The organism is Microbacterium murale, assembly GCF_014635185.1.
Classification (GTDB): domain Bacteria; phylum Actinomycetota; class Actinomycetes; order Actinomycetales; family Microbacteriaceae; genus Microbacterium; species Microbacterium murale.
On record NZ_BMCM01000004.1, the window covers coordinates 346,562 to 366,653 of the forward strand.

The following is a 20,092-nucleotide window of genomic DNA, read 5'->3' on the forward strand; positions in this document are numbered from 1 at the left end:
CATACACACCACTGACGTGGTGCATTCACAGCGGAGCCGTGGGTGGAGCCGTCAGAATCCCTCGGGTGGCCCGGCACGGGCTCGGGAGACGGCAGCAAGACCAGCGTACGCCGCCTCGACCTGCACGGTCGCCACCGGTCCGGCCAGCGTGCACGATGTGAGCGTCGCTCCGGATGCCGCTGCCACCCTCACGGCGAGTGCACAGGGCTCTTCTCCGGTGACGATCGCACCGGAGGACGCATCGGCGGCCGCGAGCGCGGCAGCGTCCGCTGCGCCGGCGGCGCGCTGGGCGGTGACGGCCGCACCTCCGACGGCGGCGAGTCCCAGTGACAGGGATGCCGCGACCGCCAGCACACCGGCGGCGAGCGCACTGCCGGCCATCAGAGTCCTCCGCTGAGCGCACAGCTCGAGGCGGTCAGCGGGATGTGGATGATGCGTCCGATCACCGCATCGACCCTGGCGCTGACACAGCTGAGGTCGCCGCGGAGCTCGCTCGACACGTTCGCATCGCTGACGGAAGCCGTCACCGCCGCATGAGCGATCGCAGCGCTTTCGCCCCGCCCCAGCAGACGTGCGGCGTCTGCCACGGCATCCTGCAGCGACACCTGTCGTGCGGCGGCGCCGAGCGCGCCGACGCCCAGCAGCAGTGCGAGCACCACTGCGGGGAGGGCGATCGCCAGCTCGGCGGCGACCGATCCGCGTTCGAAGTCGCGCCTCCTTGTCATCTCATTGTTCGTCCGCCGCATCCTCATCGTCTACGAGACCGTGAGCGCACGGCGCACGAGATCCGTCAGAATGCCGCGCACCTCGTCCGATCGCATGATGACCACTAGTAACCCCGCGAACGCGACGGCCGCCATCGTCGTGATGGCGTACTCAGCGGTGGCGGCACCGGATTCATCGGTGAAGAGCGACGCAGCGCGGCGTCTGGTGAGGGTGGGGATGGTGTGCATCGTGTTTCCTTCTTTCTGTTGTGCTGCCGTCAGATCGGCAACGGGGTTGATGACATGACGGAGAGCATGAGCGGCGCGACGCCGAGCAGCAGGAAGGCGGGGAGCGTGCAGACGCCGAGCGGGATGATCAGCTGCGAGGAGAGCTTGGATGCACGCAGCCGTCCGCGGATGCGTGCATCATGACGCTCCTGCGCGGCGGCGGCGCGCAGCAGCTCGCCCGCGGGTACGCCGGCCGCGCGCGACAGCTCGAGTACGCCCCTGGTATGTGTGCCGCTGATGCGATCGCGCGCCGGACTGTCGTCGACGAGGCGCAACGAGCGCTCGATGGATGCGCCACCCGACAGGGCCACGGACATGAGTTCGGCATGCATCCCTGGGGTTCCCGGATCCGGCTGCGCCCGCCGGAGCAGTCGACGAGTCCACAGGCGGGCGCCGAGCACGAGAAGCAGGCCGACGATCAGGCAGGCAGTGCCGAGGGGATTGCTGAAGAGCACACTCACCGTGTCGAAGCCGAGCGCGAATCCGAGCAAAAGCCCCGCGAGCGGCATCCAGAGCAGCAGCCGTGCGGTACCGGCCGGCTCTGCGAGCGCGATGCGCACGTCGTCGGCTGCGGCAGCCGCATCGCGCATCGTCTCCGCGAGCGACCTCAGCACTTCCGCGAGCGGAGCCCCCACGGTCGTCGCGACATCCCACGCGGCCGCGACATCCGCCCACGCCCCGCCCTCGGCCTCGATCGCGTCGACGAGGCCGGCACCCTCATCGCAGCGCGCGACCACGCTCTCCGCATGCACGTCGCCCGAATCGGCGAGATGACGCCAGGCATTGAGGGGAACGGCGCCCGCCTGCAGCAGCACGGCGAGTGTGCGCACCGAGACCGCGGCCTCCTCTGCACCGGCATCCGCTGCCGTCGCCGGCCGCAGGCCCGGCATCGAAACGAGACTCACCATGGCCGTACCTCCTCGATGTCGAGTCGATCGGCACGCAGCAGAAATCGTCCCACCTTGGCGATACGCCGTACGCCGTCACTGCCGCGCGCCAGATGAACCACGATGGTGAAAGCGCTGACGGCCTGCCGCGCCAGTGCCGTTGCGTCCATTCCGGCCAGCGCTCCCAGCGCCTCCAACCGCGCCGGTACGTCGACGAGCCCGCTGGCGTGCAGAGTGCCCGCACCGCCGTCGTGGCCCGTGTTCAGTGCGGAGAGCAGTTCGCGCACCTCCTCGCCGCGGCATTCACCGACGACGAGCCGGTCCGGACGCATGCGCAGCGACTCGCGGACGAGCCGGGCGAGCGTGATGGAGCCGGCCCCCTCGAGATTCGCCTGCCTGGCTTCAAGAGCGACATGGTGCGGATGCGCCGGCCGCAGTTCCGCGACGTCTTCGATCGTGACGATGCGCTCGGATGCTGGAACGCTGTGCAGCAGCGCGGTGAGCAGTGTCGTCTTTCCTGTGCCGGTGCCACCGGTGATGAGGATGTTCGCGCGGTCAGCGACCAAGTGCTCCAGCCACGCCTGCTGCGATGCGTCGAATGCCCCGAGCGCCGCCAGAGCATCGAGATCGACTGCGCGCACGCGCGGAATGCGCACCGACACAGCGGTGCCCGACGTCGACACCGGCGCGAGCACCGCATGCACTCGGATGCCGGACGCGAGCCGCACATCCACGCACGGCGACTGATCGTCGAGATGGCGTCCGCCTGCTCCGATCAGCGCGACGGCGAGGTCGCGCACCTCCCGCTCCGATGCGGCCCATCCCGCCACTCGCTCCGCACCGTCGCCGCGATCGACGAAGAGTCCGTCCGCACCGTTGACGAACACGTCTGTCACCCGAGGATCTGCGCAGTGCTCGGCGAGCGGCCCGAACGCGGCATCCACGTCGGCGGGGAGCGCGCTGACGCCCTCGTCGGCGGGCACCGCATGGCGCGGCTGGATGATGAACGGCTGTGGCATGCCCCGACGCTATGCGCCGCTGCGTTCCCGTGAGCGCCGGAATCCCACGGGCTGTGCGCAACCCGGCACGTCCAGGCCACAGTGCAGAACGACTGCGTGCCCAGCGCAGAAGACGGCTTGACGCGGAGGAGGGCGGCACCTCACGGGGGGAATGGGATGCCGCCCAGAGGCGTGCCGGATCCGGGGGACGACGGGCACGCCATGGCCGAATGAATACACGGCTGACGTCGAGTGTACGCAAGGCGACCGTCCTCACAAAACCCGTCGCGCTACCGACTTTCGGGAGTATTTGCGCATTGAGGCGCAGACTAGATTCACCGTGTCACGGTCGTGCGCTCTGCACGATCTCGTCCGCCGCAAAGGAGCGCATGCCATGAGCAGCCAGATCGATCATCTCCTCGACGAGACTCGCAGGTTCCCGCCTTCGCAGGAGTTCGCCGCATCCGCCGTCGCCCAGCCCGAGCTGTACCAGCACGCCCACGCCGATCGCGACGCGTTCTGGGGCGAGCAGTCCAGAGAGCTGCTGCACTGGCACAAGCCCTTCACCCGCGTGCTCGACTGGTCCACTCCCCCGTTCGCGAAGTGGTTCGACGACGGCGAGCTCAACGTCGCCTACAACTGTCTCGATCGGCACGTCGAAGCCGGCAACGGCGACCGCGTCGCCATCCTCTGGGAGGGCGAACCTGGCGACACACGACGCATCACGTATGCCGAGCTGACCGAAGAGGTCAAGCGCGTGGCGAATGTGTTGGAAGGGTACGGGGTCACCGCCGGCGACCGTGTCGCCATCTATCTGCCGATGATCCCCGAAGCGGTCGCGTCGATGCTCGCGGTGGCACGCCTCGGCGCCGTCCACTCGGTGGTGTTCGGCGGTTTCAGCGCCGACAGCCTTCGCTCCCGCATCGATGACGCCGGCGCGAAGGTCGTCATCACCGCCGATGGCGGCTATCGCAAGGGGCGCGTCTCTGCGCTCAAGCCCGCCGTCGACCAGGCACTCAGCGACCGCGGCGACGGCGAGCAGCAGACCGTCGAGCACGTGCTCGTCGTCAAGCGCGGCGAGAACGAGGTCGATTGGACAGAGGGCCGCGATCACTGGTGGCACAACGCGGTTCCCGCCGCATCCGCAGAGCACGAGGCTCGGGCCTTCCCGGCGGAGAATCCGCTGTTCATCCTCTACACGTCGGGGACGACCGGAAAGCCGAAGGGCATCCTGCATACCTCGGGCGGCTACCTGACCCAGGCGGCGTACACGCACAGGAACGTCTTCGATCTGAAGCCGGAGACGGACGTGTTCTGGTGCACGGCGGACATCGGCTGGGTCACCGGCCACACCTATGTCACCTACGGGCCGCTCGCGAACGGCGCGACTCAGGTTCTCTACGAAGGCACCCCGGACGCCCCGCATCCTGGGCGCTGGTGGGAGATCATCGAGAAGTACGGCGTGACGATCTTCTACACCGCCCCCACAGCGATCCGCTCGTTCATGAAGATCGGCCGCAGCGTGCCGCGGAAGTTCGATCTGTCGTCCATCCGGCTGCTCGGCTCGGTGGGCGAGCCCATCAACCCCGAGGCATGGATGTGGTACCGCGAGGTCATCGGCGGCGGCAACGCCCCGATCGTCGACACCTGGTGGCAGACCGAGACCGGAGCCATCATGGTCTCGCCACTGCCAGGCATCACGGCGACGAAGCCGGGCTCCGCGCAGGTGCCGCTGCCCGGCATCACCATCGACGTCGTCGATGAAGCCGGAGAAGAGGTCGGCAACGGCAACGGCGGTCTGCTCGTGATCACCGAGCCGTGGCCGAGCATGCTGCGCGGCATCTGGGGCGACCCAGAGCGCTACAAGGAGACGTACTGGGACAAGTTCGAGAAGCAGGGGTACTACTTCGCTGGCGACGGTGCGCGCCTGGACGAGGATGGCGACCTGTGGCTGCTCGGACGCGTGGATGACGTGATGAACGTCTCCGGCCACCGCCTCTCCACGGCCGAGATCGAGTCGTCGCTGGTCGCCCACGAGGCGACCGCCGAGGCCGCAGTGGTCGGTGCGTCGGATGAGACCACCGGACAGGCCGTCGTGGCCTTCGTCATCATCAAGGAGAGCTACCTCTCCGCACACGATGCGGCGGGACTTGCGACGCAGCTACGCCAGTGGGTCGGCGAGCAGATCGGCGCGATCGCCCGACCCCGCGATGTCTACATCGTCGGCGAGCTGCCCAAGACCCGCTCGGGCAAGATCATGCGTCGCCTGCTGCGCGATGTCGCAGAGGGCCGCGAGGTCGGCGACACCACGACGCTGGCGGACACCGCCGTCATGAGCATCATCTCGGCACAGGTCAAGTAACCAGGACATGAAGAAGGTCCCCGCACTCACGGTGCGGGGACCTTCTTCATGTAGAGACGAGTTGCTCAGGCGAGGGTGAAGGTCACCTCGACCTCGACCGGGCTGTCCAGAGGCAGCACGGCGACGCCGACGGCTGCGCGAGCATGCTGTCCGGCGTCGCCGAAGATCTCGCCGAGCACGTCGCTCGCGCCGTTGATGACGCCGGGCTGGCCGGTGAAGGCCGGATCGGATGCCACGAAGCCGCCGACGCGCAGTACGCCGCCGATCTTCTCCAGTCCGCCTGCGGCGGCGGCCGCGGCGGCGAGAGCGTTCAGCGCGCAGGTGCGCGCGTAGGTCTTGGCGTCTTCGGCGGTCACCTCTGCGCCGACCTTTCCGGTCGCGGGCAGGGCACCGGATGCGAACGGCAGCTGACCCGAGGTGTACACGAGGCCGGCGTGCACGACGGCGGGGACGTAGGCCGCGACGGGGGCGGCGACGTCGGGCAGCTCTATCTCGAGCTCACTCAGCCGGGCCGCGATGCTCATGCGGCACCGCCCTTCGACTCGCTGCGCTCGCTCAGGACATCGCCCTCGAACTGGCGCGATGCCTGCTCTGCGGCTGCGAGCCCAGCGCTGTTCGATCCGTCCTGCGACACTGGCCGCTTGAAGTACGCCACGAGGCCCCCTTCAGGACCTTGGACGACCTGCACGAGCTCCCAGCCCTGCTTTCCCCAGTTGTTGAGGATCGCGGCGGTGTTGTGGATCAGCAGCGGGGTGGTGAGGTACTCCCACGTGTTCATGGCACTCCTGCGGTCAGAGACGGTCGACACGTCGAGCGTCAAAGGCGGTATTCAGGGAACTCCCCTACGATCTAGCGTATGCCTCAGAAGAATCGCACGGCGAAAGGCGTGCTCGGCGGCCTTCTCGGTCTGATCGGGCTCAGCGCTGTCGCCGGGATCCTGGTGACCGCGACGGTCACGCCCGCGCTCGCCGTCGCCGGAGCCGCCGGATCCCAAGCCCTCGATCTGTTCGAGAACCTGCCGTCGTACCTGAAGCCGGACGCGCCGATGGAGCCGAGCAAGTTCTACGCGATCGGCTACGACGGCCAGCCGGTGCAGATGGCGACGTTCTTCGACCAGAACCGCACGCAGGTGGAGTTCGACCAGGTCTCCCCCGTCATGTACGACGCCATTCTCTCCAGTGAGGACAAGGGCTACTACGAGCACGGCGGAGTGAACCTCGGTGCGACCGCGAAAGCGCTGATCGACAACGTGCGCGGCACGTCGTCGCGCGGCGCATCCACGATCAGCCAGCAGTACGTGAAGAACGTGCTCGTGCAGCAGTGCGAGCAGAAGGTGCTCCCTGGCGACGAGAACTACGCCGACAAGACCGCGCAGTGCTGGCTGGACGCCACCAACGCCGTGGGCACCGACGGCATCGAGCGCAAGCTGCAGGAGATGCGATACGCGATCCAGATCGAGAAGGACTACTCGAAGAACGAGATCCTGCTCGGCTACCTGAACATCGCCAGTTTCGGCGGCACCGTGTACGGCATCGAGGCCGCCGCGAATTACTACTTCAGCACCAGCGCATCGAATCTGACGATCGCGCAGGCCGCGACACTCGCCGGCATCGTGCAGAATCCGAACCGATACCGCATCGACAAGACGGGCGGCTCCGCCACCGATACCGACGGCAACGCTGTGAACAGCGAGGCGGACGGCTATTCGCTGACGAAGGTTCGCCGCGACTACGTCATCAACCGCATGTACGCAGACGGCAAGATCACCGAAGCGCAGCACGCCGAGGCGATTGAGGCTCCCATCGTCCCCGCCCTTCAGCCGCCGTCGCAGGGTTGCGCGGCCGCGCAGAACAACGCCTACTTCTGCCAGTACGTGAAGACTGTGGTTCTGAGCGACCCCGCCTTCGGCGACTCTCCCGAGGAGCGCGTGAAGGCACTTCAGCGCGACGGCTTGGAGATCTACACCTCGCTGGATCTGCGCATTCAGGACCCTGCTGTGGCCGCTCTCAAGGACCGGGTGCCGGCGAATTACGACAACCAGTACTTCGGCGGTGCCGGTGTCACGATCGAACCCGCGACCGGCAGGATCCTCGCGATTACGCAGAACACGACTTTCCAGGAGACTCCGACCGAGGATCAGGCATATTCGAGCCTCGTGTACGCCGCGGACTACGCCCACGGCGGATCCGCAGGGTTCCCGGTCGGATCGACGTACAAGTTGTTCACGCTGATCGACTGGCTCGAGACCGGGCACTCCGTCAACGAGTCGATCAACGGCCGCCACCAGACGTTGAAGATGAATGTGTGCGATGGACAGACCCAACCTCTCAAGACCAGTGAGGTCAACAACTTCAACAACAATCCCGGCTATTACGGCACACCCATGCGGTTCACGAAGGACTCGCTCAACTCGGGCTACTTCGCCATGGCATCCAAGCTGGAGATCTGCGACATCAACGCCGTGGCCGATCGCATGGGTGTCACGACGTGGGACCCCGACGCGCAGAAAGTCGTGAAGACGACGGACTTCAACTACCCCTACAACGTCCTCGGGGACAAATACATCGCACCGCTCGACATGGCCAGCGCGTACGCGACGGTCGCCAACAAGGGCGTCTACTGCCCCCCGAAGGCGATCGACCGGGTCGTCAACCAGAAGGGCGAGGAGTTGCCGGTCCCGGAGACCGCCTGCTCGCAGGTGATCACTCCCGAGGTCGCGGCCACCGCTGCCTACGCACTGCAGGGAGTCATGGCCCAAGGCGGAACCGGTTCCGGCGCGAACCCGTGGGACGGAACCCCCCTGATCGGCAAGACCGGTTCGCACCAGACGTACGCGACGATGATGATCGAGGCGAGCACCAAGGCAGCATCTGCCGTGTACATCGGCCGCACAGAGGGCCAGGCGAACATCTGGAACGAGTGGTTCAACGGCAACTACCTGCAGAACATCCGCTACGACGTCGCCCGCGACATGCAGGCCGCAGCGAACGCCGTACTCGGCGGGGGCGACCAGTTCCCCGCGCCGGACAACAACCTCACCCGCCGGGTGCTGGTCGATCTGCCGAACGTCGTCGGCCAGAGCGTGGCGGATGCGACCTCGACGCTCGAGGGCGCCGGATTCTCGGTGAACGTCGGCGCGCCCGTCGACAGCGATGCTGCCGAGGGCATCGTCGCCACGCAGGATCCTGGGGCGGGTCAGGTGTCCAGCGGCACGACGGTCACGATCTCACCGAGCAACGGACAGGGCGCGACGGTGCCCGACGTCTCCGGAAAGCCGCTCGCCGATGCCGTCGAAGCTCTGAAGGCCGCCGGGTTCACCAGCGTGACCCCGCATGCGTCATGCGCTGCCGGCGACGACGACGACAAGACGGTCAACAGCACCACGCCGGCAGCGGGAACCGCGACGAAGAAGTCGACTGCCGTGACAGTCAAGTGCTCGTAGCGGGCCAGCGCGCCGCCCACCCGGCCCTCATCGCGCTCGGCGCGGTGGGGGCCGTCGGCGCCGCCTGCGCGGTGTGGGGCATCGGCATCGAGCGCTACCTGTTCACCCTCAGGGAGGCCTCAGCCAGGGCTCTGCCCGCCGGGGCACCGCCGATCCGGGTCCTGCATATCTCCGATGCCCACATGGCGCCGTGGCAGCACCGAAAGCAGGACTGGCTCTCGTCGCTCGCCGAGCTGGAACCCGACCTCGTCATCAACACGGGCGACAATCTCGGCCACCGCGACGGTCTGCAGGGCATCCGTCGCTCTTTCGACGCGTTCGCGGGGATCCCCGGAGTGTTCGTGCACGGCTCGAACGATGTCTACGGCCCTTCGCCGCGCAATCCGCTGCGGTATTTCGCCGGGCCTTCCAAGCGCCACCAGGAGCCCGAGCACCTCGATACGGATGCGCTCGACGCGTACTTCATCGACGAGCTCGGCTGGACCGATCTCAACAACGCGGCCACGCGACTGAACGTCGCCGGCACCGACGTCGACCTGTTCGGCGTCGACGACGCGCACCGCGACTGGGACGAGCTCGATGCCCTGCCAGCGGCCATCGAGTCACTCGGTGCTCGTGACGCGGCCACTCCCCTGCTGGGCGTCACTCATGCGCCGTACCAGCGCGTCCTCAACACGTTCACCGACCTCGGTGCGCAGGCGATCTTCGGCGGGCACACCCACGGCGGCCAGGTCTGCCTGCCCGGATTCGGCACCCTCGTGGCGAACTGCGACATCCCGCTGAAGCAGGCCAAGGGCCTCAGCACCTGGACGCACGACGGGCGCAGCATCCCGCTGAACGTCAGTGCCGGCTGCGGACACTCGATCTACGCGCCAGTACGCTTCGCATGCCGTCCGGAGGCGACTCTCCTGACGCTCACGGCGCAGGACACGCCCACCTGACGTGAGAGAGCGTCGATTCGGCGCAGCGCTCGTTTCCCTGTAGACTCAAACGGTTGCAACGGGGTGTGGCGCAGCTTGGTAGCGCGCTTCGTTCGGGACGAAGAGGCCGCAGGTTCAAATCCTGTCACCCCGACCGCTGTTGCAAGAAGGCCGCCCCACCGGGGCGGCCTTCTTCACGTCCTGGCTGGAACGAATGCCGCGCCCCGCTCGCCTACGCTGGAGACATCATGACCACTCCCCGACTCGTCGCATTCGACCTCGATGACACCCTCGCTCCGTCCAAGAGCGCCATCGACCCCAGGATCGCCGCTCAGCTGCTCGCGCTCCTGCGCCGCGTCGACGTCGCGATCATCTCCGGTGGCAACGAACAGCAGTTCCGCACCCAGGTGATCTCGCAGCTCGGCGACGCGGATGTCGTCGACCTGGGCCGCCTGCACCTGCTGCCGACGTGCGGCACACGCTACCTCCGCCATGACGGGGTCGGGTTCGACACCGTGTACGCGCACGACCTGTCGGACGAGCAGAAGTCCGCTGCACTGCAGGCGCTTCGTGAAGAGGCGGAACGCCTCGGACTCTGGGAGCAGAGCCCCTGGGGCGAGATCCTCGAGGACCGCGGCTCGCAGATCACGTTCTCGGCGCTCGGGCAGAAGGCCCCGCACGAGGCGAAGCAGGCATGGGATCCGACCGGAGCCAAGCGCAGGCTGCTGCGTGATGCCGTCGCCGCGCGACTGCCTGAACTCGAGGTGCGCTCCGGTGGTTCGACGTCGATCGACATCACCCTCGCCGGAATCGACAAGGCGCACGGTATGAAGGCCCTCGCCGAGCACACCGGCATCCCGCTGAGCGACATGCTGTTCTACGGCGACCGCCTCGACGAGGGCGGCAACGACTTTCCGGTCAAGGCGCTCGGTGTCCGCTCCGTCGCGGTGACCGGATGGGAGCACACCGCGACCGAGTTGGACGAGCTGCTCCCCACGCTGTAGCCGCGCCGGGTGGCCGAGTCGTAGCATTGCGGCATGGACCCGCTGACGCTCACCATCGTCGTCGCCGCGTGCGCCAGCGCGGCGTGCTGGCTGCTGTCGCTTTTCACCCGCGACACCTCCTGGGTGGACCGCGCCTGGTCAATCGTGCCGGTCGTCTACGTGTGGATCTTCGCCGCGGCTGCGCTCGCCTCCGGCGCAGACCCGACACGACTCGTGGTCATGGCACTCCTCGTCACCGCCTGGGGCGCCCGGCTCACCTTCAACTTCGCGCGCAAGGGCGGTTACAGGGGCACCGAGGACTACCGGTGGGCGATCCTGCGCGGTCGAATGCGGCCGTGGCAGTTCCAGGTCTTCAATCTGCTGTTCATCATCGGATTCCAGATGACGCTGCTCGTGCTCATCACGCTGCCCGCGCACGTCGCCCTGCAGCATCTCGCACCGTTCACCGCAGGGGATGCCGCATTCGCCGTGCTGTTCCTCGCGCTGCTGAGCGGTGAGACGATCGCCGATCAGCAGCAATGGAACTTCCACAGCCGCAAGAGCGCCGGTCAGGCATCCGGGTTCCTCACCGCCGGCCTGTTCCGCTACAGCCGTCACCCGAACTTCTTCTTCGAGCAGGCCCAGTGGTGGGTGTTCTACGCGATCGGGGCGACAGCGGCGGTGACATCCGGTCTCGGCCTCCTCGGTGGGGCGCTGAACTGGACGATCGTCGGTCCGCTGCTGCTGACGGCGCTGTTCATCGGCTCGACGATCTTCACCGAATCGATCTCGGCATCCCGATATCCGGAGTATGCCGAGTATCGGCGCACGACCTCGATGCTCGTGCCCCTTCCTCCGCGGGCCACCCGCCTGCGTGCACGGCGTTCAGCGGGCTGAGACGGCCGTCGCCGTGGTGCCCACCGGCACGAGCCGGGTGAGCTGCGTCACATGCCCCGGCTCGAGTTCGGCGAGGGAGGCGACGCCGAGCAGACGCATCGTGCGCTCGATCTCGGTGCGCAGAATCGTGATCGTGCGATCCACGCCCTGTCGGCCACCGGCCATCAGCCCGTAGAGGTACGCGCGTCCGATGAGGGTGAAGTCCGCGCCGAGGGCGACGGCAGCGACGATGTCGGCCCCGTTCATGATGCCGGTGTCGACCATGACGGTGAAGTCGTCACCGACCTCCTTACGCACCTTCGGCAGCAGATGGAACGGGATGGGTGCACGATCGAGCTGACGACCGCCGTGGTTCGACAGCACGATGCCGTCGACGCCGGCGTCGCGGAGCCGCACTGAGTCCTCGACGTTCTGCACGCCCTTGATGACGATCTTGCCTGGCCACAGATCGCGGATCACCGCAAGGTCGTCGTAGCTGATCGTCGGGTCCATCGCAGCGTCCAGCAGTTCGCCGACCGTGCCGCCCGTGGTGCTGAGTGACGCGAACTCGAGCTTCGGCGTCGTCAGGAAGTCCCACCACCACCAGGGTCGGGGAATCGCGTTGATGATCGTTCCGAGCGTGAGCTGCGGCGGGATCGAGAATCCGTTGCGCTTGTCGCGCAGACGTGCGCCGGCGACCGGGGTGTCGACGGTGAACTGCAGCGTGTCGAAGCCTGCGGCAGCGGCACGACGGGTGAGCTCGTAGGAGATCTCGCGGTCGCGCATGACGTACAGCTGGAACCAGTTGCGTCCGTTCGGGTTCGCGGCCTTCACGCCCTCGATCGACGTGGTGCCGAGCGTGGAGAGCGTGAACGGGATGCCGGCGGCTGCTGCTGCGCCCGCGCCGGCCTCTTCGCCCTCGGTCTGCATGAGGCGGGTGAAGCCGGTCGGCGCGATGCCGAAGGGAAGTGCGCTGGGGCCGCCGAGGATGTCGACCGACGTATCGACGTCAGGGGCGGGCTTCAGGATGCCGGGATGGAACTCCACGTCGCGGAACGCCTGTCGCGCGCGCGTCAGCGACAGCTCGCCCTCTGCGGCGCCGTCGGTGTAGTCGAACGCTGCTGTCGGTGTGCGGCGCTTCGCGATCGTGCGCAGATCGTCGATCGTGAGGGCCGCGTCGAGGCGGCGCTTGCGTCCGTCGAGTTCGGGCTTCTTGAACTTCATGAGCTCGAGGAGCTCTGAGGGCTTGGGTACCTGGCGGGTGACCATGGGCCTCTTCCTTTCAGTGGGCGGGACGAGCGGCGGTGAGACCGGCCGCGGTGTAGTAGCCGGTGATGTGGTCATGGACGAGGATCCGCGCGGCATCCGCGTCTCCCCCGTCGATCGCAGCGATCAGTGCGCGGTGCTCGTGCCGCAACCGGATCGACATCGCGTCCCAGTCGTCGATGGATGCGGAGCCGGTGAGCACGTACGACTCGATGGACGTACGCAGGCCCGCCATCATCGCGGCGATCACGGTGTTGCCAGTGGACTCGGCGAGTGCCAGGTGCAGCTGTGCGTCGAGCGCGAGGAACTCGCCGGTGGTGAGCCCCGCGGCATCCATCGCGTCGAGCACCTGGTGCGCCGCGGCGGTGTCACGCGCGGGGCTCGATGCGAGGTCGGAAACGACAGCATCCTCGAGCACGAGTCGGGTGCGTACGACATCTGCCAGGGCGAAGCCCTGTGCGGCCACCTGAAGGCGCAGCAACGCGGACATCCCCCCGGAGGGTGTGGCGATGACGATCGCGCCCGCCTGCGGCCCTGAGCCGGTCGCCGTGCGGATCAGCCCCATGACCTCGAGCACGCGCAGCGCCTCGCGGACGCTCGAGCGACCGACTCCGAGATCAGCGGCGAGTTCACGCTCGGAGGCAAGCCGGTCGCCGGGGGCGAGGTGGCCGTCCAGCAGGTCGCGCTCGATGCGTTCGAGCACCGTCTTCCAAGCACGATCCGTCACGATGCCTCCTGTGGTCTGACCACAGCGTACATCGTGTGGTCTGACCACACAAATACGTGCGGGTCAGCCCAGGCGCCCGCCGGACTCCTGCAGGTAGCAGTCGCCGCACAGCGACTCGTAGGTGACGACATCCGCCGGCGCTCCGGCGGCCGCACCCTCGTCGATCGCGACCTGATCGCCGTCGAACACGAAGCGGCCGTTGATCACACGACCGTTGAAGACGGCCTTGCGGCCGCAGCGGCAGATCGTCTTGAGCTCCTCCAGGGAGTGCGCGATCGCGAGCAGCCGCGCAGAGCCGGGGAAGGCGTGGGTCAGGAAGTCGTTGCGGATGCCGTAGGCCATCACCGGGATGCCGTCGACCACCGCGATCCGGAACAGATCGTCGATCTGCGCGGGTGTGAGGAACTGCGCCTCATCGATGAGCAGGCACGCCACATCGATGGGCTCCCCCGGGATGAGCTCGTCGTCGTGGTGTCGCTGCACTCGCGTGCGCTGTTGCTGGAACAGCGCACGCGCGTCACCGTCGGGCGGGATCAGGAAGTCGACCTCGCGGGTCATACCGAGCCGGCTCTCCACCTGGCTCGCACCCTTGGTGTCGATCGCCGGCTTGGCGAGAAGCACGTGCTGGCCGCGCTCCTCATAGTTGTACGCGGCCTGCAGCAGCGCCGTCGACTTGCCGGAGTTCATCGCCCCGTAGCGGAAGTACAGCTTCGCCACGGTGCGCTGCTACCTCGAGATGCCGAGCGCGGCCGCCGTCGCCGTCATCGACTCGTCTGCACCGGCCTCGTTCTCGTTCAGCTTCTCCCCGTACGTCGGGATGAGCTCGCGCAGCGCGGGCTCCCACCCGGCGTACTGCTCGGGGAAGCAGGTCTTCAGCAGGCTGAGCATGATCGGCACGGCGGTCGATGCGCCGGGCGATGCACCGAGCAGGCCGGCGATCGAACCGTCGGCAGCCGAGACGACCTCGGTGCCGAACTGCAGCACCCCGCCCTTCTCGGCATCCTTCTTCATGACCTGCGCACGCTGGCCCGCATCGATGAGCGACCAGTCCTCGTCCTCAGCCGTGGGCATGAAGACGCGGAGGCCGTCGACCTTCTTGCGGTGGTTCTTCAGCAGTTCGCCGACCAGGTACGTGATCAGGTCGGGGTTCGCGAAGGCCACCCGCAGCATGGGCCAGAGGTTGTGGGGGCGCACCTGGCTCACGATGTCGAACATCGAGCCGTTCTTGAGGAACTTCGGGCTGAACGTGGCGAACGGGCCGAACAGCAGCGACGCTTCGCCGTCGACGACACGGGTGTCCAGGTGCGGCACCGACATCGGCGGAGCGCCGACGGATGCCTGGGAGTAGACCTTCGCCTTGTGCTGCGACACGATGGCGGGGTTGGTGGTCTTGAGGAACTGACCGCCAATCGGGAACACTCCATAACCCTTGATCTCAGGGATGCCGGAGCGCTGCAGCATCTTCAAGGCCCACCCGCCGGCGCCCACGAAGACGAACTTCGCGTTCAGCTGCCCCGGGGTGTGTCCCAGAGCGCGTCGGTACGAGACCTGCCAGCTGCCGTCCTTCTGCTTCTTGAGCTTTCGCACCTCCTGGTTCGTGCGCAGCTCGACGCCGCTCGCGGCGAGGTGATCGAAGAGCTGGTGCGTCAGAGCGCCGAAGTCGACGTCGGTGCCGGCCGGCACCCTGGTCGCGGCGAACGGCTCGCCCTTGCGGCGCTTCTGCATGAGCAGCGGCGCCCACTGGTTGATGACGCGGGAGTCCTCGCTGTACTCGATGCCCTCGAACAGCGGCTGCTTCTTGAGCACCTCGTAGCGCGCCTTGAGGTACGCGACATCCTTCTCGCCGCGCACGAATGTCATGTGCGGGGTGGCGTTGATGAACGTCGAGGGCTCGTCGAGCACGCCCTTGGAGACCAGCGACGACCAGAACTGACGACTCTGCTGGAACTGCTCGTTGATCGAGACGGCCTTGGCCGGATCCAGCGGGCCGCCGTCGTTCTTCGGCATGTAGTTCAGCTCGCAGAGCGCGGCATGGCCGGTGCCTGCGTTGTTCCAGGGGTTGGAGCTCTCCTGGGCGACATCAGACAGTCGCTCGAAGGCGACGATCTTCCAGTCGGGCTGGAGTTCGTGCAGCAGAGTGCCCAGTGTGGCGCTCATGATGCCACCACCGATGAGGACGACGTCGACGGATTCAGTCACCAGACCAGTCTAGTTCGCACGCCGGATGCCGCGGACCACGGCCGCCGCTCGGTATGCGTCAGGCCGCGACGGTGAGACGAGCGGCGACGAGCTCCGCGATCTGCACGGCGTTCAGCGCGGCACCCTTGCGGAGGTTGTCGTTGCTGATGAACAGCACGAGCCCCTTGTTCTCGGGCGCGGACTGGTCGGCGCGGATGCGACCGACATAGCTCGGGTCGTTGCCAGCGGCCTTCAACGGCGTCGGGACCTCTTCGAGCTCGACACCGGGAGCCGCGGCGAGCACCTCGGCCGCGCGCTGCGGCGTGATGTCACGCGAGAACTCCGCGTGGATCGACAGCGAGTGGCCGGTGAAGACCGGGACGCGCACGCAGGTCCCGGCGACACGGAGGTCGGGAAGCTCGAGGATCTTGCGGCTCTCGTTGCGGAGCTTCTTCTCCTCGTCGGTCTCGTTGAAACCGTCTTCGACGATGGAGCCCGCGAGCGGGATGACGTCGAACGCGATGGGCGCGACGTACTTCTCCGGTGCGGGGAAATCGATGCCCGAGCCGTTGTGCACGAGCTGCAGGACGTCGCCCTGCGCGACAGCCGCCTCGACCTGGCCGAGCAGCTCCTGCGCCCCGGCGAGCCCGGATCCGGAAACCGCCTGGTAGGTGCTGACGATGAGCCGTTCGAGCCCTGCTTCGATCGCCAGGGGCTTGAGCACGGGCATCACTGCCATCGTCGTGCAGTTCGGGTTGGCGATGATGCCCTTGGGACGCTCATCGATCGCGTGCGGGTTGACCTCGCTGACCACGAGCGGAACCTCGGGGTCATTGCGCCAGGCGCTGGAGTTGTCGATCACGACAGCACCGGCGGCGGCGAAGCGCTCGGCGTACGCACGGCTCGCCGTCGCGCCTGCGGAGAACAGCGCGATCTCGATGCTGGCGGCATCCGCCGTCTCGACATCCTCCACGACCACGTCCACGCCGGCGAACTCGATCGTCCTTCCGGCCGAGCGAGCGGACGAGAACAGCCGCAGTTCGCGAATCGGGAATGACCGCTCCGCGAGAATCTCGCGCATCACGGTGCCCACCTGGCCGGTGGCGCCGACGATGGCGACGGAGTGTCCTGAGTCGGAGATGCGGGTCATGAAAGGCTCTTCCTACGGGGTTTGGGCGAGTCTATCGCGGGTTTCAGCGGCCGGTGCCGGCGTGGACGACGGCGTCGTCCTGACCGTCGAGACCGTACGCGGTGTGCACGATGCGGGCGGCATCGGCGAGGTCCGAGCCGCGCAGCACCACCGAGATGCGGATCTCGGAGGTCGAGATCATCTCGATGTTGATGCCTGCGGTCGACAGCGCCTCGAACAGCGTCGCCGACACTCCGGAATGCACGCGCATGCCCGCACCGACGACGGAGAGCTTGCCGATCTGGTCGTCGTGGATCAGACTGTCGAAGCCGACGTCCGACTGTTCGGCGGCGAGCGCCTTCAGCGCCGTGGAGGCGTCGCCCTTCGGCAGCGTGAACGAGATGTCGGCACGACCGGTGGCAGCCACCGAGACGTTCTGCACGATCATGTCGACGTTCGCACCGGACTTCGCCACGATCTTGAAGATCTCGGCCGCTTTCCCAGGGACGTCCGGCACGCCGACGACGGTGATCTTGGCCTGCCCCAGTTCGGTGGCGACACCGGCGACGATCGGCTCTTCCATGACTTCTCCCTCGGCTTCGCGAGGGTTCTTCATGCCCTCGCCCAGAACGTATGTGCCTTCACTCGATGAGAACGTCGAGCGTGCGTGGATGAGCACGCCGTGACGGCGTGCGAACTCGACGGCGCGGATGTAGAGCACCTTCGCGCCGTTCGCAGCGAGCTCGAGCATCTCCTCGCTGGAGACGTGATCGAGCTTCTGCGCACGCGGGATCACGCGCGGGTCGGCCGTGTAGATGCCGTCGACGTCGCTGTAGATCTCGCAGACATCGGCATCGAGAGCCGCGGCGAGTGCCACAGCCGTCGTGTCGGATCCGCCGCGTCCGAGTGTCGTGATGTCACGGGTGTCGCGGTTGAACCCCTGGAAGCCGGCGACGATGACGATCGCGCCCTCGTCCAGAGCTTCACGCAGGCGAATCGGCGTCACATCGACGATGCGCGCCGAGCCGTGGTGGTCATCGGTGATCATGCCGGCCTGGCTGCCGGTGAACGATCGGGCGTCGAACCCCATCGAATGGATCGCCATCGCCAGCAGCGCCATCGAGATGCGCTCCCCGCTGCTCAGCAGCATGTCCATCTCGCGTGGCGCGGGGATCGGGGCGACTTCACCTGCGAGTTCGAGCAGTTCGTCGGTGGTGTCTCCCATCGCGCTCACGGCGACGACGACATCGTTGCCCGCGCGCCGTGCGTCGACGATGCGCTTGGCGACGCGTTTGATGCTCTCGGCGTCGGCGACGGATGAGCCGCCGTACTTCTGCACAATGAGGGCCAACGTACACTCCCAGGGATCTCGGGCAGATCCGCCCACGGCCATTGTACTTTCGACGCGTATTCCCCTCAGCGCATGTGACGCTCCGGCTGTCGTCAGAGCAGGCCGAGCCGGCGTGCCTCGCTCGCGGCAGCCGTGCGGCTGGCCACCCCGAGCTTCTCGAGCAGATGCACGATGTGGGTCTTGACCGTGGATTCGGAGATGAACAGCCGTGCGGCGATCTCCTTGTTCGCAGCTCCCTCGTCCACCTGCATCAGCACGTCGCGTTCGCGTTCGGTGAGCGTCACGCGCGGGGCGCGCAGCGCCGCGATCAGGCGTTCGTCGCCTCCGGGGGTGAGCACCATGGCACCGGATGCTGCGTCGATGATCGCCCGCGCGATCGTGTCGTTGTCGACATCCTTGAGCAGATAGCCAGCGGCCCCTGCTTCGAGCGCACGGATGATCTGCGCGTCATGGTCGAAGGTGGTGAGGATCAGCACGGCGGGGGCATCCGGCATCCGCCGCAGTGCCGCCGTCGTCTCGACACCGTCGATGCCAACTCCCAGCCGCAGATCGCACAGCACGACATCGGGTCGCAGATCGGACGTCACGGTGAGTGCCTCCTCTCCGGTGGAGGCCTCCCCGACCACGGTGAATCCGCGCGACTCGACGATGGAGCGGAGCCCGGCCCGCACGACGGGGTGATCATCGATCAGCAGCACGCGGATGCTCATGCCTGTGCCTCCCCCTGGACGGAGGAGACCGGTACGGCGGAGACGGGCACAGACGCGACCAGGATCGTCCCCTCCCCGACAGCGGAGCGCACCTGGAGTTCGCCGGCGAACTCGCGCAGACGTGAGCGCATCGCGGAGAGGCCGTACGATGATCCGCCGGGCGCTGGGGCGGCCTCCGAGAATCCGACGCCGTCATCCGTGACGGTCAGCCGCGCAGAGGCTCCGGCCATCGACAGTCCGACGCGGACGGCGTGCGCCTCGGAGTGCTGCCGCACGTTCGCGAGAGCGGATTGCGCGACACGCAGGAACACCACCTCGACGGGTGTGGGCAGGGCGGGCAGCGCGGCGTCCACCTCGAGCGAGACCTCGATGCCGGTGTCGGAGTGCAGCGTCTCCAGCATCCGCTCGATCGCCGCCGCGAGCGCCGATCCCTCCAGCTCTGCCGGTGCGAGGGCTGCGACGATGCGGCGCAGGTCGGTCAGCGAGTGCTGAGCGAGGGATTCGATCTGCGGCATCCGCTCGGCATCCGCGCTGCGCGCCAGCATCACCATCGAGCTGAGCTCCTGAGCGATCGTGTCGTGCAGATCGCGGGCGAGCCGGGTGCGCTCGTGCGTCGCGCCGGCCTCGCGCTGAGTCTGCGCGAGCTCTTCCTGGAGGGCCGCCGTCTCGTCGCGGGCACGCACGAGCGACGCGATGAGGCGGTCTCGTTCGACCGCATCGCGCAGCAGGGCGTCATAGCCCAGCGAGATCGCGAGAGCGAACCCTCCGCCGAGCAGCGGGCCGGCGATGTGCGCGAACGAGATCGGCGACTGGTGCAGGATCGGTGCGAGGATGGCCGCGGCCAGCACCGGCACGGCGAAAGCCACCGACGCCCACGCGCGCAGCAGATGCCCGGCGAGCAGCAGCAGCGGGAACGACAACCACACGAACTCGGCGGACACCGCGAGCATGACGAGCCAGATGACGCCAAGACCGATCAGCCACCAGCGAGCGAAACGCCCTCGGGCGAACGCCGCCCCCGCGCCGTACCAGGCCAGGAAGACTCCCGGCAGCAGCATGGCCGGCAGCAGCGGCACGTCGACGGCTGCGGCGCGGAACGCCGTCACGACGGCCAGCAGCACGGTGATCAGATGCAGCGCGAAGCGCGCGGACCTCAGCATCCGTCCCCTCACGGGGTCTGCAACGGTCGGCTCGGACATGATCTGATTCTCCCTCTTTCACGCGCAGCATGCCCGAAGGCAAGATCGATCATTCGATGGATCCCGTTCGCG

At 67.4% G+C, this 20,092-nt stretch carries 20 protein-coding genes and 1 tRNA gene; 6 read left to right on the plus strand and 15 right to left on the minus strand.

From position 1 onward, the window contains the following. Nucleotides 1–51 precede the first annotated feature (51 nt). From IEV67_RS14060 to IEV67_RS14080, 5 genes are read right to left on the minus strand one after another with little or no spacing between them, the layout of a single operon-like run. Nucleotides 52–381 carry a helicase gene (locus IEV67_RS14060; protein WP_188437189.1) on the minus strand — a complete coding sequence of 110 codons (330 nt, stop codon included), beginning with the start codon at nucleotides 379–381 and terminating at the stop codon, nucleotides 52–54. Beyond that, complete coding sequence (locus tag IEV67_RS14065) at nucleotides 381–725, minus strand: TadE family type IV pilus minor pilin (protein ID WP_188437190.1); 345 nt, start codon at nucleotides 723–725, stop codon at nucleotides 381–383. Before IEV67_RS14065 ends, IEV67_RS14060 begins: the two co-directional genes overlap by 1 nt. Before the next feature lie 30 nt (nucleotides 726–755). Then, nucleotides 756–953: a DUF4244 domain-containing protein gene (locus tag IEV67_RS14070; protein ID WP_188437191.1), complete on the minus strand. Its 198-nt coding sequence runs from the start codon at nucleotides 951–953 to the stop codon at nucleotides 756–758. A gap of 29 nt (nucleotides 954–982) precedes the next feature. Next, on the minus strand, nucleotides 983–1,900 hold the full coding sequence (locus IEV67_RS14075; protein WP_229703132.1) for a type II secretion system F family protein: 918 nt from the start codon (nucleotides 1,898–1,900) through the stop codon (nucleotides 983–985). Continuing rightward, nucleotides 1,894–2,898 (minus strand): TadA family conjugal transfer-associated ATPase, encoded by a 1,005-nt coding sequence (locus IEV67_RS14080; RefSeq protein WP_188437192.1) that lies wholly within the window; start codon nucleotides 2,896–2,898, stop codon nucleotides 1,894–1,896. Before IEV67_RS14080 ends, IEV67_RS14075 begins: the two co-directional genes overlap by 7 nt. 373 nt (nucleotides 2,899–3,271) lie before the next feature. On the opposite strand from IEV67_RS14080, the gene acs reads away from it, so the two are divergent. Next, a complete protein-coding gene (acs, locus tag IEV67_RS14085) occupies nucleotides 3,272–5,239 on the plus strand; it encodes an acetate--CoA ligase (protein ID WP_188437193.1) in 1,968 nt (655 codons plus the stop codon). A gap of 65 nt (nucleotides 5,240–5,304) precedes the next feature. On the opposite strand, the gene IEV67_RS14090 is transcribed toward acs, so the two are convergent. Both IEV67_RS14090 and sp36 read right to left on the minus strand, forming a co-directional pair. Further along, on the minus strand, nucleotides 5,305–5,763 hold the full coding sequence (locus tag IEV67_RS14090; RefSeq protein ID WP_188437194.1) for a RidA family protein: 459 nt from the start codon (nucleotides 5,761–5,763) through the stop codon (nucleotides 5,305–5,307). Then, complete coding sequence (gene sp36, locus IEV67_RS14095; protein WP_188437195.1) at nucleotides 5,760–6,017, minus strand: Sp36 family protein; 258 nt, start codon at nucleotides 6,015–6,017, stop codon at nucleotides 5,760–5,762. Before sp36 ends, IEV67_RS14090 begins: the two co-directional genes overlap by 4 nt. Nucleotides 6,018–6,095: 78 nt before the next feature. Here sp36 and IEV67_RS14100 point away from each other — a divergent pair, with 78 nt between their 5' ends. The 5 genes from IEV67_RS14100 (at nucleotide 6,096) to IEV67_RS14120 (ending at nucleotide 11,481) form a co-directional block, all read left to right on the plus strand. Next, nucleotides 6,096–8,681 carry a transglycosylase domain-containing protein gene (locus tag IEV67_RS14100; RefSeq protein ID WP_188437196.1) on the plus strand — a complete coding sequence of 862 codons (2,586 nt, stop codon included), beginning with the start codon at nucleotides 6,096–6,098 and terminating at the stop codon, nucleotides 8,679–8,681. Further along, the gene (locus IEV67_RS14105) at nucleotides 8,672–9,622 is read left to right on the plus strand and encodes a metallophosphoesterase (RefSeq protein WP_229703134.1); all 951 of its coding nucleotides are present in this window, start codon (nucleotides 8,672–8,674) and stop codon (nucleotides 9,620–9,622) included. The genes IEV67_RS14100 and IEV67_RS14105 overlap by 10 nt, the downstream gene beginning before the upstream one ends. Before the next feature lie 59 nt (nucleotides 9,623–9,681). Next, a tRNA-Pro gene (locus IEV67_RS14110) sits at nucleotides 9,682–9,755 on the plus strand. 94 nt (nucleotides 9,756–9,849) lie between these two features. Continuing rightward, nucleotides 9,850–10,605 carry an HAD-IIB family hydrolase gene (locus tag IEV67_RS14115; protein ID WP_188437198.1) on the plus strand — a complete coding sequence of 252 codons (756 nt, stop codon included), beginning with the start codon at nucleotides 9,850–9,852 and terminating at the stop codon, nucleotides 10,603–10,605. A 33-nt stretch (nucleotides 10,606–10,638) separates the two neighbouring features. Then, nucleotides 10,639–11,481: a DUF1295 domain-containing protein gene (locus tag IEV67_RS14120; RefSeq protein WP_188437199.1), complete on the plus strand. Its 843-nt coding sequence runs from the start codon at nucleotides 10,639–10,641 to the stop codon at nucleotides 11,479–11,481. Here the strand turns inward: IEV67_RS14120 and IEV67_RS14125 are convergent. The 8 genes from IEV67_RS14125 to IEV67_RS14160 form a co-directional block, all read right to left on the minus strand. After that, nucleotides 11,470–12,729: an alpha-hydroxy acid oxidase gene (locus IEV67_RS14125; protein ID WP_188437200.1), complete on the minus strand. Its 1,260-nt coding sequence runs from the start codon at nucleotides 12,727–12,729 to the stop codon at nucleotides 11,470–11,472. The two genes, IEV67_RS14120 and IEV67_RS14125, sit on opposite strands and share 12 nt — an antisense overlap. 13 nt (nucleotides 12,730–12,742) lie before the next feature. Beyond that, a complete protein-coding gene (locus tag IEV67_RS14130; RefSeq protein ID WP_188437201.1) occupies nucleotides 12,743–13,453 on the minus strand; it encodes a FadR/GntR family transcriptional regulator in 711 nt (236 codons plus the stop codon). A 63-nt stretch (nucleotides 13,454–13,516) separates the two neighbouring features. After that, the gene (locus IEV67_RS14135; protein WP_188437202.1) at nucleotides 13,517–14,170 is read right to left on the minus strand and encodes a thymidine kinase; all 654 of its coding nucleotides are present in this window, start codon (nucleotides 14,168–14,170) and stop codon (nucleotides 13,517–13,519) included. Nucleotides 14,171–14,179: 9 nt separating this feature from the next. Continuing rightward, complete coding sequence (gene mqo / locus IEV67_RS14140; protein WP_229703154.1) at nucleotides 14,180–15,610, minus strand: malate dehydrogenase (quinone); 1,431 nt, start codon at nucleotides 15,608–15,610, stop codon at nucleotides 14,180–14,182. Between the two features lie 100 nt (nucleotides 15,611–15,710). Beyond that, complete coding sequence (locus tag IEV67_RS14145; RefSeq protein WP_188437204.1) at nucleotides 15,711–16,781, minus strand: aspartate-semialdehyde dehydrogenase; 1,071 nt, start codon at nucleotides 16,779–16,781, stop codon at nucleotides 15,711–15,713. Nucleotides 16,782–16,824: 43 nt separating this feature from the next. After that, nucleotides 16,825–18,111 carry an aspartate kinase gene (locus IEV67_RS14150; protein ID WP_188437205.1) on the minus strand — a complete coding sequence of 429 codons (1,287 nt, stop codon included), beginning with the start codon at nucleotides 18,109–18,111 and terminating at the stop codon, nucleotides 16,825–16,827. Between the two features lie 92 nt (nucleotides 18,112–18,203). Next, nucleotides 18,204–18,821 carry a response regulator gene (locus IEV67_RS14155; RefSeq protein WP_188437206.1) on the minus strand — a complete coding sequence of 206 codons (618 nt, stop codon included), beginning with the start codon at nucleotides 18,819–18,821 and terminating at the stop codon, nucleotides 18,204–18,206. Next, a complete protein-coding gene (locus tag IEV67_RS14160; RefSeq protein ID WP_188437207.1) occupies nucleotides 18,818–20,020 on the minus strand; it encodes a sensor histidine kinase in 1,203 nt (400 codons plus the stop codon). Before IEV67_RS14160 ends, IEV67_RS14155 begins: the two co-directional genes overlap by 4 nt. Nucleotides 20,021–20,092 lie beyond the last annotated feature (72 nt).

What these genes read in the sequence shown, in the direction of transcription:
- IEV67_RS14060 (WP_188437189.1), bottom strand. Translation starts at nt 381, where the DNA reads ATGGCCGGCAGTGCGCTCGCCGCCGGTGTGCTGGCGGTCGCGGCATCC.
- IEV67_RS14065 (WP_188437190.1), bottom strand. Translation starts at nt 725, where the DNA reads ATGACAAGGAGGCGCGACTTCGAACGCGGATCGGTCGCCGCCGAGCTG.
- IEV67_RS14070 (WP_188437191.1), bottom strand. Translation starts at nt 953, where the DNA reads ATGCACACCATCCCCACCCTCACCAGACGCCGCGCTGCGTCGCTCTTC.
- IEV67_RS14075 (WP_229703132.1), bottom strand. Translation starts at nt 1,900, where the DNA reads ATGGTGAGTCTCGTTTCGATGCCGGGCCTGCGGCCGGCGACGGCAGCG.
- IEV67_RS14080 (WP_188437192.1), bottom strand. Translation starts at nt 2,898, where the DNA reads ATGCCACAGCCGTTCATCATCCAGCCGCGCCATGCGGTGCCCGCCGAC.
- acs (WP_188437193.1), top strand. Translation starts at nt 3,272, where the DNA reads ATGAGCAGCCAGATCGATCATCTCCTCGACGAGACTCGCAGGTTCCCG.
- IEV67_RS14090 (WP_188437194.1), bottom strand. Translation starts at nt 5,763, where the DNA reads ATGAGCATCGCGGCCCGGCTGAGTGAGCTCGAGATAGAGCTGCCCGAC.
- sp36 (WP_188437195.1), bottom strand. Translation starts at nt 6,017, where the DNA reads ATGAACACGTGGGAGTACCTCACCACCCCGCTGCTGATCCACAACACC.
- IEV67_RS14100 (WP_188437196.1), top strand. Translation starts at nt 6,096, where the DNA reads ATGCCTCAGAAGAATCGCACGGCGAAAGGCGTGCTCGGCGGCCTTCTC.
- IEV67_RS14115 (WP_188437198.1), top strand. Translation starts at nt 9,850, where the DNA reads ATGACCACTCCCCGACTCGTCGCATTCGACCTCGATGACACCCTCGCT.
- IEV67_RS14120 (WP_188437199.1), top strand. Translation starts at nt 10,639, where the DNA reads ATGGACCCGCTGACGCTCACCATCGTCGTCGCCGCGTGCGCCAGCGCG.
- IEV67_RS14125 (WP_188437200.1), bottom strand. Translation starts at nt 12,729, where the DNA reads ATGGTCACCCGCCAGGTACCCAAGCCCTCAGAGCTCCTCGAGCTCATG.
- mqo (WP_229703154.1), bottom strand. Translation starts at nt 15,610, where the DNA reads ATGAGCGCCACACTGGGCACTCTGCTGCACGAACTCCAGCCCGACTGG.
- IEV67_RS14145 (WP_188437204.1), bottom strand. Translation starts at nt 16,781, where the DNA reads ATGACCCGCATCTCCGACTCAGGACACTCCGTCGCCATCGTCGGCGCC.
- IEV67_RS14155 (WP_188437206.1), bottom strand. Translation starts at nt 18,821, where the DNA reads ATGAGCATCCGCGTGCTGCTGATCGATGATCACCCCGTCGTGCGGGCC.
- IEV67_RS14160 (WP_188437207.1), bottom strand. Translation starts at nt 20,020, where the DNA reads ATGTCCGAGCCGACCGTTGCAGACCCCGTGAGGGGACGGATGCTGAGG.